General features: G+C 67.6%; 8 protein-coding genes and 3 pseudogenes. 7 read left to right on the top strand and 4 right to left on the bottom strand.

The window, feature by feature from the left end:
• The 4 genes and pseudogenes from JMF90_RS14885 to JMF90_RS14875 form a co-directional block, all read left to right on the top strand.
• A pseudogene (locus JMF90_RS14885) lies at nt 1-413 on the top strand (Ldh family oxidoreductase); the annotation flags it as partial.
• Nucleotides 410-673: pseudogene (locus JMF90_RS40055) on the top strand (TfoX/Sxy family protein); the annotation flags it as partial. The pseudogenes JMF90_RS14885 and JMF90_RS40055, both read left to right, overlap by 4 nt.
• A 35-nt stretch (nt 674-708) precedes the next feature.
• Nucleotides 709-1,059, top strand: coding sequence for a hypothetical protein (locus tag JMF90_RS40050; protein ID WP_041489365.1), 351 nt, complete (start codon nt 709-711; stop codon nt 1,057-1,059).
• A gap of 312 nt (nt 1,060-1,371) precedes the next feature.
• Nucleotides 1,372-1,950 carry an NnrU family protein gene (locus JMF90_RS14875; RefSeq protein WP_011547246.1) on the top strand — a complete coding sequence of 193 codons (579 nt, stop codon included), beginning with the start codon at nt 1,372-1,374 and terminating at the stop codon, nt 1,948-1,950.
• A gap of 33 nt (nt 1,951-1,983) precedes the next feature.
• On the opposite strand, the gene JMF90_RS14870 is transcribed toward JMF90_RS14875, so the two are convergent.
• The 4 genes from JMF90_RS14870 to JMF90_RS14855 form a co-directional block, all read right to left on the bottom strand.
• The gene (locus tag JMF90_RS14870; protein ID WP_012339653.1) at nt 1,984-3,363 is read right to left on the bottom strand and encodes an amino acid permease; all 1,380 of its coding nucleotides are present in this window, start codon (nt 3,361-3,363) and stop codon (nt 1,984-1,986) included.
• Between the two features lie 289 nt (nt 3,364-3,652).
• Nucleotides 3,653-4,390, bottom strand: coding sequence for a sulfite exporter TauE/SafE family protein (locus tag JMF90_RS14865; protein WP_006480809.1), 738 nt, complete (start codon nt 4,388-4,390; stop codon nt 3,653-3,655).
• A 120-nt stretch (nt 4,391-4,510) separates the two neighbouring features.
• The gene (locus tag JMF90_RS14860; protein ID WP_078041572.1) at nt 4,511-5,095 is read right to left on the bottom strand and encodes a DUF488 family protein; all 585 of its coding nucleotides are present in this window, start codon (nt 5,093-5,095) and stop codon (nt 4,511-4,513) included.
• A complete protein-coding gene (locus tag JMF90_RS14855) occupies nt 5,092-5,319 on the bottom strand; it encodes a DUF2945 domain-containing protein (RefSeq protein WP_012339655.1) in 228 nt (75 codons plus the stop codon). Before JMF90_RS14855 ends, JMF90_RS14860 begins: the two co-directional genes overlap by 4 nt.
• A gap of 286 nt (nt 5,320-5,605) precedes the next feature.
• Here JMF90_RS14855 and JMF90_RS14850 point away from each other — a divergent pair, with 286 nt between their 5' ends.
• From JMF90_RS14850 to JMF90_RS14840, 3 genes and pseudogenes are all read left to right on the top strand, one after another.
• On the top strand, nt 5,606-6,895 hold the full coding sequence (locus tag JMF90_RS14850) for an FAD-binding oxidoreductase (protein ID WP_012339656.1): 1,290 nt from the start codon (nt 5,606-5,608) through the stop codon (nt 6,893-6,895).
• Between the two features lie 22 nt (nt 6,896-6,917).
• Nucleotides 6,918-7,475: a helix-turn-helix domain-containing protein gene (locus JMF90_RS14845; protein WP_012339657.1), complete on the top strand. Its 558-nt coding sequence runs from the start codon at nt 6,918-6,920 to the stop codon at nt 7,473-7,475.
• 157 nt (nt 7,476-7,632) lie between these two features.
• A pseudogene (locus JMF90_RS14840) lies at nt 7,633-7,786 on the top strand (glutamine synthetase); the annotation flags it as partial.

Raw genomic sequence — 7,786 nt, 5'->3', positions numbered from 1 at the left:
CGCGTTGCTGCCGTTCGGGTTGCACAAGGGGTAGTGCGCTTGCGGCGATGTGCGAGATCTTCGGCGGCGCGCTGGTGGGCGGGCATACGACGTACGGCGATACGCTGCAGAAGACGAGCGCGATCGTTAACGGGATGCTGTCGGTGCTGATCGATCCGAAAGCGTTCGACGCGGCCGACGCAGAACGCGAAGCCGATGCGTTCGTCGCGTGGGCGAAGGCGTCGCCGCAGGCCGGCGATACGCCGGTGCAAGTGCCCGGCGAACCTGAAGAAGCGAGCCGCGCCGCACGCGGCACGGCCGGTATTCCGGTCGACCGTGCGACGTGGCGGCAGATTCTCGAGAGCGCGACGGCCGTCGGTTTCGACGCGGCCGAACTCGATGCGTGGACGCGGCGCTGCGAGGCATCCGCATGAGCTGGCAGGCGGAGAAGGCGCACGGCGAGGAAATCGCGTATCAGCTTGCGCCGCTCGGTACGGTCGCCGTTGCACGGTTCTTCAGCGGGGCGGCCTTGCGGCTCGACGGCGTGATGTTCGGTTTCCTGTCGCGCGGGTCGCTGTTCCTGCGGGTCGACGACGTGAATCGCTCGGCGTTCGTCGCGGCCGGGATGGGGCCGTTCTCGTATGCGCGGCCCACGCGTACCGTCTCGCTCGAGGGCTATTACGAAACGCCGGCCGACGTGCTCGAGGACGCGGGTGCGCTGTTCGACTGGTGTCGCAGCGCGTATCGCGCGGCGCTGCTGGCCGGGCCGCCGAAGCGCAAGGCGAGGGCGGCGTCGAAGACGGTATCTGGGGCGGGGCCGAAAGCCGCGCCGAAAACTGCAGTGAAGGCTGCGCCGAAACCGGCGTCGAAATCGTCAACGAACCCGGCAACGAAACCGGCAACGAAACCCCTATCGAAACCGGCGACGAAGCCTGCAACAAAACCGGCAACGAAACCCGCGTCGGCCCAGAAAACGAAGCAGGCGGCGAAATCCACATCGAAACCGGCGTCGGCGCAGAAACCGAAACCGGCATCGAAATCATCGCCCGCACCGGCACCGAAACGCGTGGCGAAGCGTAAGCAGACGTAGTCCCCATCACGAGGAGCGACGACCTCGCGATTTTCGCTTTCCTTACTTTCCGACTCGCCTGTCGCTCCCGACCCGTACGCTGCGCGGCCGACTCGCGCGCACGATCCGGCGCCCGAACGCATCGAGCTTGACGCCCCGCACGTCCTGCATGCTTCACAACCGCGCCGCCGGCGTTTATGATCGGCGCGGGTTGCGCCCGTGCCTCGCGCGACCCGCGCCGGCCTCGTCGCCGGCCCCGCGAACGGCGCACCGTACGCCGCGCGGCACGCTTCCCCACTCATCATTCCAGACGGAGACAGCCGATGCTCGTCCTGATTCTCGGTTTAGCGATCTTCCTCGGTGTGCACTCGATCCGGATCGTCGCCGACGGCTGGCGGTCCGCGACGATCGAGCGGATCGGCGAGAAGGGCTGGAAGGGCGGTTACGCGATCGCGTCGATCGTCGGCTTCGTGCTGATCATCTGGGGGTACGGGATCGCCCGCGCGGGCGCGACGCTGCTGTGGGTGTCGCCGGTCGGCGTGCGCCACCTGACGGGCATGCTGACCGCGGTCGCGTTCGTGCTGATCGCCGCGTCGTATGTGCCGCGCAACCGGATCAAGACGCTCGTCGGGCATCCTATGCTGGCCGGCACGATGGTCTGGGCGGTCGCGCACCTGCTCGTGAACGGCACCGTGCACGCGGTCGTGCTGTTCGGCGCGTTCTTCGTGTGGTCGATCGTCGATTTCGTCGTGTCGCGTGCGAGGGATCGCCGCGACGGTGTCCGCTATCCGGCCGGCGGGCTGGCCGGCGACGTCGCGACTGTCGTGGCTGGACTCGTCGCGTGGGCCGTGTTCGCGCGGTTCTTGCACGGCCCGCTGATCGGCGTGCGGCCGTTCGGCTGAACGGAACGCGCACGCCGGTCGGCCTGCCGGCGGTCAACGACTCTTCGCGCCGGCGGCCTGCCCGAACGACGGTTGCCTGCGCCGCAGGAAGTACGCCGCGACGATCGCGAGCGCCGTCAGGACCGTGAACCAGAACTGGAAGCGCGAATCCGGGTTGAACGCCTGCGACCCCAGCACGGCCACCAGCGCCAGCAGCGCGACCCAGTTCGACACCGGATAGAACCACGCGCGGAACGCCGTCGGGTCGCGTTGCTCGTGCTTCGTCTGCCGACGCATCGCGAAGTGCGCGACGATGATGAAGATCCACACGATCATCACGAACGCGCCGCTGCTCTTCGCGAGCATCAGGAACAGATCGCCGCCGCTCACGAAGTGAATGCCCAGGATCGACACGCAGATGGCGAGGCACAGCACGAGCGCGTTCATCGGCACGCCCTTCGCGTTGGTGCGGCCGAACATCGCCGGCGCGTGGCCGCGCTGGCTCAGCGAGAACAGCATGCGCGAGTTCGAGAACAGGAACGAGTTCATCACCGACATGAACGACACGAACAGCACGATCTTCATCGCGACGGCGGCGCCCGTGAAGCCCGCCATGCCGAACAGCGACACGTACGGCGATTTCAGGTTGGCCTTGTCGGTCCACGGCATGCACAGGATCAGGATCGACACCGAGCCGACGTAGAACACCATCACGCGCACGATCACGCTCTTGATCGCGCGGATCACGTTCCTGCTCGGGTTTTCCGATTCGCCCGCGGCCACCGCCGCGATCTCGCTGCCGCCGAGCGAGAAGATCACGACCATCACGCCGGCGAGCACGGGCGAGATGCCGTTCGGCATGAAACCGCCGTGATCGGTCAGGTTCACGAGCCCCGGTGCGGGAATGCGCGGCTGGAAGCCGAGCAGGATCGACGCGCCGAGCGCCATGAACACGATGATCGTCGCGACCTTCGCGAACGACAGCCAGTATTCGGCTTCGCCGAACGAGCGCACCGAGTACGCGTTGCTCGCGATCAGCGTGACCAGCATGAACAGCGCGCCGCCCCAGATCGGCAGCCACGGCAGGAAATCGTGGAGGATCGCGCCGAGCAGGATCGCTTCGACGGTGATCGTCATCATCGACTTGAACCAGTACAGCCAGCCGACCGCGAAGCCGGCCCATTCGCCGAGGTAGCTGCTCGCATACGTGGAGAACGAGCCGCTGTCGGGATTGCGGGACGCCATTTCGCCGAGCATGAACATGACCAGCGTGACGATCACGCCGCCGATCAGGTACGACAGGATTGCCGCGGGGCCGGCCGTTGCGATGATCGCGCCGGAGCCGACGAACAGGCCCGCGCCGATCACGCCGCCGAGCGCGATCATCGTGATGTGCCGTTGCTTGAGGCTCTGCCTCAACGTGTTGTCCTGCATCTCCTACCTCTAGTTATTGTTGGCCGGGAACGTATCGGGCGGCACGGCGGCAGGCGTTCCGCCGCTGCGGGGGCGCCGATGTCGAGGGAGCGTGTGTGACGCGATGTGCGGGCCGCCGGCGGTGAATCGTGATGGCGGTCACGGTGTGCCGGTCGGTGCCCGCGAGAGGGCGATGATCGCGACAACCCGGATTGTGGTCGGACGTGGCCGCGACGGCAAACGAGATATGCGAAAGACGTCTTGCGGTTTGCTCATCAATTGCCGCGGTTGCGGCAGGATGAGCGTGGGTTCAGATCGGTTTGACGAACAACCCGATGGTCAGCAGCGCGCCGATGCAGACGATCGCGATGCGCAGCACGCGTTCGTTCACGCGATGCAGCGCCCACGCGCCGAGCAGGCCGCCGACGATTGCGCCGCCGCCGAGCGCGATCGCCTCACGCCAGTGCAGGTGCGGCGAGGTGACGAACAGCACGACCGCCGACGCGTTCATCACGCCCGCGAGCGCGTTCTTGGTCGACATCGCGTGACGCGGCGGCAGGCCGGCCATCGTCAGCGCGGCCATCATCAGGAACCCGATGCCGCCGCCGAAGTAGCCGCCGTAGATCGCGATCAGGAACTGGGAGACCCCGGCCGCGACGGGGCCGAGATGTTGCGCGCCGGCGCCCGGCTTGCGGAAGAAACTGCCCCACGCGAACACGATCGTCGCGAACAGCACGAGCCACGGCACCAGATGCGAAAAGATCGACGACGGCGTTTTCAGCAGCAGCAGGCCGCCAAGTGCGCCGCCGGCCACGCTGATCGCGAACAGGGCGCGAAACGGCAGCCTGCCCACGCCGCTCACCATGTTGCGGCTCGCCCAGCCCGTCGTCACCTGGCCGGGGAACAGGGCGACCGTCGACGTGATGTTGGCCGCGAGCGGGGACATCCCCGACACGATCAGCGCGGGCAGCGTGACGAACGAACCGCCGCCCGCGAGGGCGTTCTGCAGGCCGGCCCAGAGGCCGGCGATGATGATGAGAGCGAGCATCGGTGCGCAACGGAAGAGGTGGCGGGGCCCGCTTGCCGGACGAGCGCGGGCATGACGGTCGCACGATGGTAATGCAGGATCGCGGCCGCCGGAAGCCGGGGCGCAGGCGTGTGCGTGACGTCACGCGTCCGGTTGGGCGCCTTTTGCCGGTGCGTCGTCGTCGTGGTCGTCGTCGGCATCCGGATAGACGATCGTGCCGTCGTCCCGGACCACCGCGCCGGCGGTCAGCCGCGCGGGCTCCACGCGGTTGCGGCCCATGATGTGCAGCACCGTTTCGCCGCGCGCGATCAGGTAGTCGGACACGATGCGCCGGTGGCAGCGCCACCACACGGCTTCCGAACACATGATCGCGCAGCGCTGCTCGTGCCCCTGGGCGATCAGTTGGTCGAGTCCCGCGTGAAACGCCGGCGACAGCGCGTAATCCGCGTAGCGGTGAAAGCTGCGGTTCGTCCAGAAATCGTTGACGTCGTCGGGTACGCCGTGCGACTTGCCGCGCAGGCCGCCGAGTTCGGCGATGTGTTCGTACGCGATGTCGGCGGCGGCGAGCGCATCGGGCAACGTCGCTTCGTTGAATTGGGGGTTGGTGCGCGAACGCGTCATCTTGCGGATGTCCGCGAGCAACGTGATCTCGACCGCATCGAGCAGGTCGACGAATTCGTCGAGCGTGCGGTTCGAATGGCCGATCGTATAGAACGGGAGCGTCATGCGTCGTCCTTGCCGGCGATGCGTTCGAGTACGCGGCCGCGATGCGCGGCGACGTGGTCGGTCCGGTCGCTCTTGATCTCGTACTGCGGATCGTCGGGCGACGCGCGATGGCGATGCCCCTTGTAGTCGAAGTCGGCGGTGTGGATCGCGATGATCGTGCCGGTCACGTAGCCGGCTTCGGAATTCCAGCGGACGTGGTCGCCCAGCCTGAATGGCGTGGTCATGCCGCGGTGCCTCCTTGTGTCGATGCGCGGTGGGGCGGCCCTCGCAGCTTTGGCAGTGCGCGCCGGGAAGCCGGCCGCGAGGGAGAACGTGCACGGATTCATTATCGGCCGCGACCGCACACGGTAAAAGACACGGACGGCGGCGGGGCGACCCGGGGCTGCATGTGCAATCGGCGTGCCTTTCATTTCAATGACGACACGGGCGTCGATCCTCCCGCTTGCCCGCGTGAAATTGTCATGCTAGTTTTTCATGAAATTTCTCGGCGCAATTTTCACGGGAGTCCGCATGTTCATGCAGTCCGACCGTCACGTCGCCAGCTACTACGCCGGCACCTACCCGGCGCCGATCCCGCTTCGGCCGACGCTGGACGAGCGCGTCGACGCCGACGTGCTGGTCGTCGGCGCGGGCTTCAGCGGGCTGCATACGGCGCTGCGGCTTGCGCTGGCCGGCAAGCGCGTCGTCATGCTCGAGGCGAGCCGCGTCGCGTGGGCCGCATCGGGCCGCAACGGTGGGCAGGCGCTGCTCGGCTGGTCGTGCGACATGCAGCCGCTCGAGGATGCGCTCGGCCGCGACGGCGCGCGCCTGCTGTGGGACAGCATGCGCTGGGCGGCGGCCGAAGTGCGCGAACTGCCGGCGCGGCACGGTTTCGACATCGACTACCGGCCCGGCAGCCTGTGGGCCGCGGTGCGGCCGCGGCGCGTCGCGATGCTGGCGCACGCGCGCGACGAGGCGGCCGAACGCTGGGGCTATGATCGGCTGCGCATGATCGAGCGCGGCGAGATGCCCGAATGGATCGGCGGCACGCGCTATCTCGCGGCGCTTCACGATCCGGAGGCCGGCCACCTGAACCCGCTGAAGCTCGCGCTCGGCCTCGCACGGACGATCGAGCGCGCGGGCGGCCGCATCTTCGAACAGAGCCGCGTGCTCGACTGGCGCGAGACGGCCAGCGGCTACGTCGCCCGCACGGCGCGTGGCGAAGTGCGCGCGGACGTGCTGGTGCTCGCCTGCAATGCGTACGTCGACCGGCTCGACCGCGACCTCGCGCGCCGGCTGCTGCCGGTCGGCACATATCAGGTTGCAACCGCGCCGCTCGCGGCCGGCGTCGCGCGTGCGCTGCTGCCGCGCAACAGTTGCGTGATCGACAACCAGTTCGTGCCGGACTACTTCCGCCTGAGCCCCGACAACCGGCTGCTGTTCGGCGGCGGCTGCACGTATCTCGGCGGCATCCCGGCCGATATCGCGGCGGCGACGCGCCCGCACCTCGAACGCGTGTTTCCGCAACTGGCCGGCGTGCCGCTCGAGTACGCGTGGGGCGGTCACATCGACATCAGCATGCGCCGCACGCCGGACATCGGCCGCCACGGACAGCGCTTCTGGCTGCAGGGCTTTTCGGGGCACGGCGTGCTGCCGACGCTCGCCGGCGCGCGTGCGGTGGCCGACGCCGTGCTCGGCGACGCACGCCTGCTCGCGCAGTACCAGCGCATCCGCAACCCGCGCTTTCCCGGCGGCGACCGGCTGGCCGCGCCGCTCGAAGCGATCGGCAAGGCCTGGTACCGTCTGCGCGATACCGTCTGATTGCATCGGAATCCATCACATCATGAATGAACAGGAAGAGATAGAAAGTCTGGCGATCCTAATCCGCGACCTGCGCAAGCATCGCAAGATCACGCTGAACGATCTCGCCGAACGGATCGGCCGCTCGGTCGGCTTTCTGTCGCAGGTCGAGCGCGGGCTGTCGCGCCCGACGGTCGCGGATCTCACTGCGATCGGCGAGGCGCTCGGCGTGCCGACCACGTATTTCTACAGCCTGAGCAAGCCGCGCAGCGTGCGGTGGGTCACGCGGCCCGACGAGCGGCGCACCGTGTATTACGCGGCCGGCATTACCGACATCCTCGTGTCGCCGAACATGCGTGCGCGCTTCTCGATCCTCGAAAGCCATCTCGAGCCGGGCGCCAGCAGCGGAGAGCGGCCGGTCGACGACAGCGACGAGCAGGGCGGCTTCGTGCTCGAAGGAGAACTGACGATCTGGATCGACGGCGACGACACGCCGGTCACGCTCGGTCCGAACGATGCATTCCAGCTTCCCGCGCACAAGCGCTTCCGTTACGCGAACCTGACTGATGCGCCGACGCGCGTGATTTGGGTATTCACCTGAGTTGAGTGGTCGGCGGGGCGGGCTGAAGTGCTGGTCGCCTCGTCACGTAGCCTGTTTGCACTACTGATCGACATGCGGCATGCGTTGCCCCGTGCGTCGCATGAATCCGGTTCGCCGCGCCGCGGCACCGCCATACAAGACATGGAAAGGATGAGACATGGCTGACGTCGTTCCCGCGCTGGTCAGTGAAGTCCGCGCATTCCGGCAGGCGCACCCCGAGATCCGTTATGTCGACCTGATCTGCCTCGACCTGCCCGGGCACTTCTACGGCAAGCGCTATCCGATCGATGCGCTCGTAATAACTTCGTATA

It is taken from the genome of Burkholderia sp. E168m23 (genome assembly GCF_016586125.1).
GTDB lineage: Bacteria > Pseudomonadota > Gammaproteobacteria > Burkholderiales > Burkholderiaceae > Burkholderia > Burkholderia orbicola.
The sequence above is the reverse complement of the archived record's forward strand: the minus strand, read 5'-3'. Positions and strand labels throughout refer to the sequence as shown.

Excerpts from the sequence above, each read along its gene's own strand:
- JMF90_RS14850 (WP_012339656.1), top strand. The coding sequence starts at position 5,606 with ATGTTCATGCAGTCCGACCGTCACGTCGCCAGCTACTACGCCGGCACC.
- JMF90_RS14845 (WP_012339657.1), top strand. The coding sequence starts at position 6,918 with ATGAATGAACAGGAAGAGATAGAAAGTCTGGCGATCCTAATCCGCGAC.
- JMF90_RS14860 (WP_078041572.1), bottom strand. The coding sequence starts at position 5,095 with ATGACGCTCCCGTTCTATACGATCGGCCATTCGAACCGCACGCTCGAC.
- JMF90_RS14855 (WP_012339655.1), bottom strand. The coding sequence starts at position 5,319 with ATGACCACGCCATTCAGGCTGGGCGACCACGTCCGCTGGAATTCCGAA.
- JMF90_RS14870 (WP_012339653.1), bottom strand. The coding sequence starts at position 3,363 with ATGCAGGACAACACGTTGAGGCAGAGCCTCAAGCAACGGCACATCACG.
- JMF90_RS14865 (WP_006480809.1), bottom strand. The coding sequence starts at position 4,390 with ATGCTCGCTCTCATCATCATCGCCGGCCTCTGGGCCGGCCTGCAGAAC.
- JMF90_RS14875 (WP_011547246.1), top strand. The coding sequence starts at position 1,372 with ATGCTCGTCCTGATTCTCGGTTTAGCGATCTTCCTCGGTGTGCACTCG.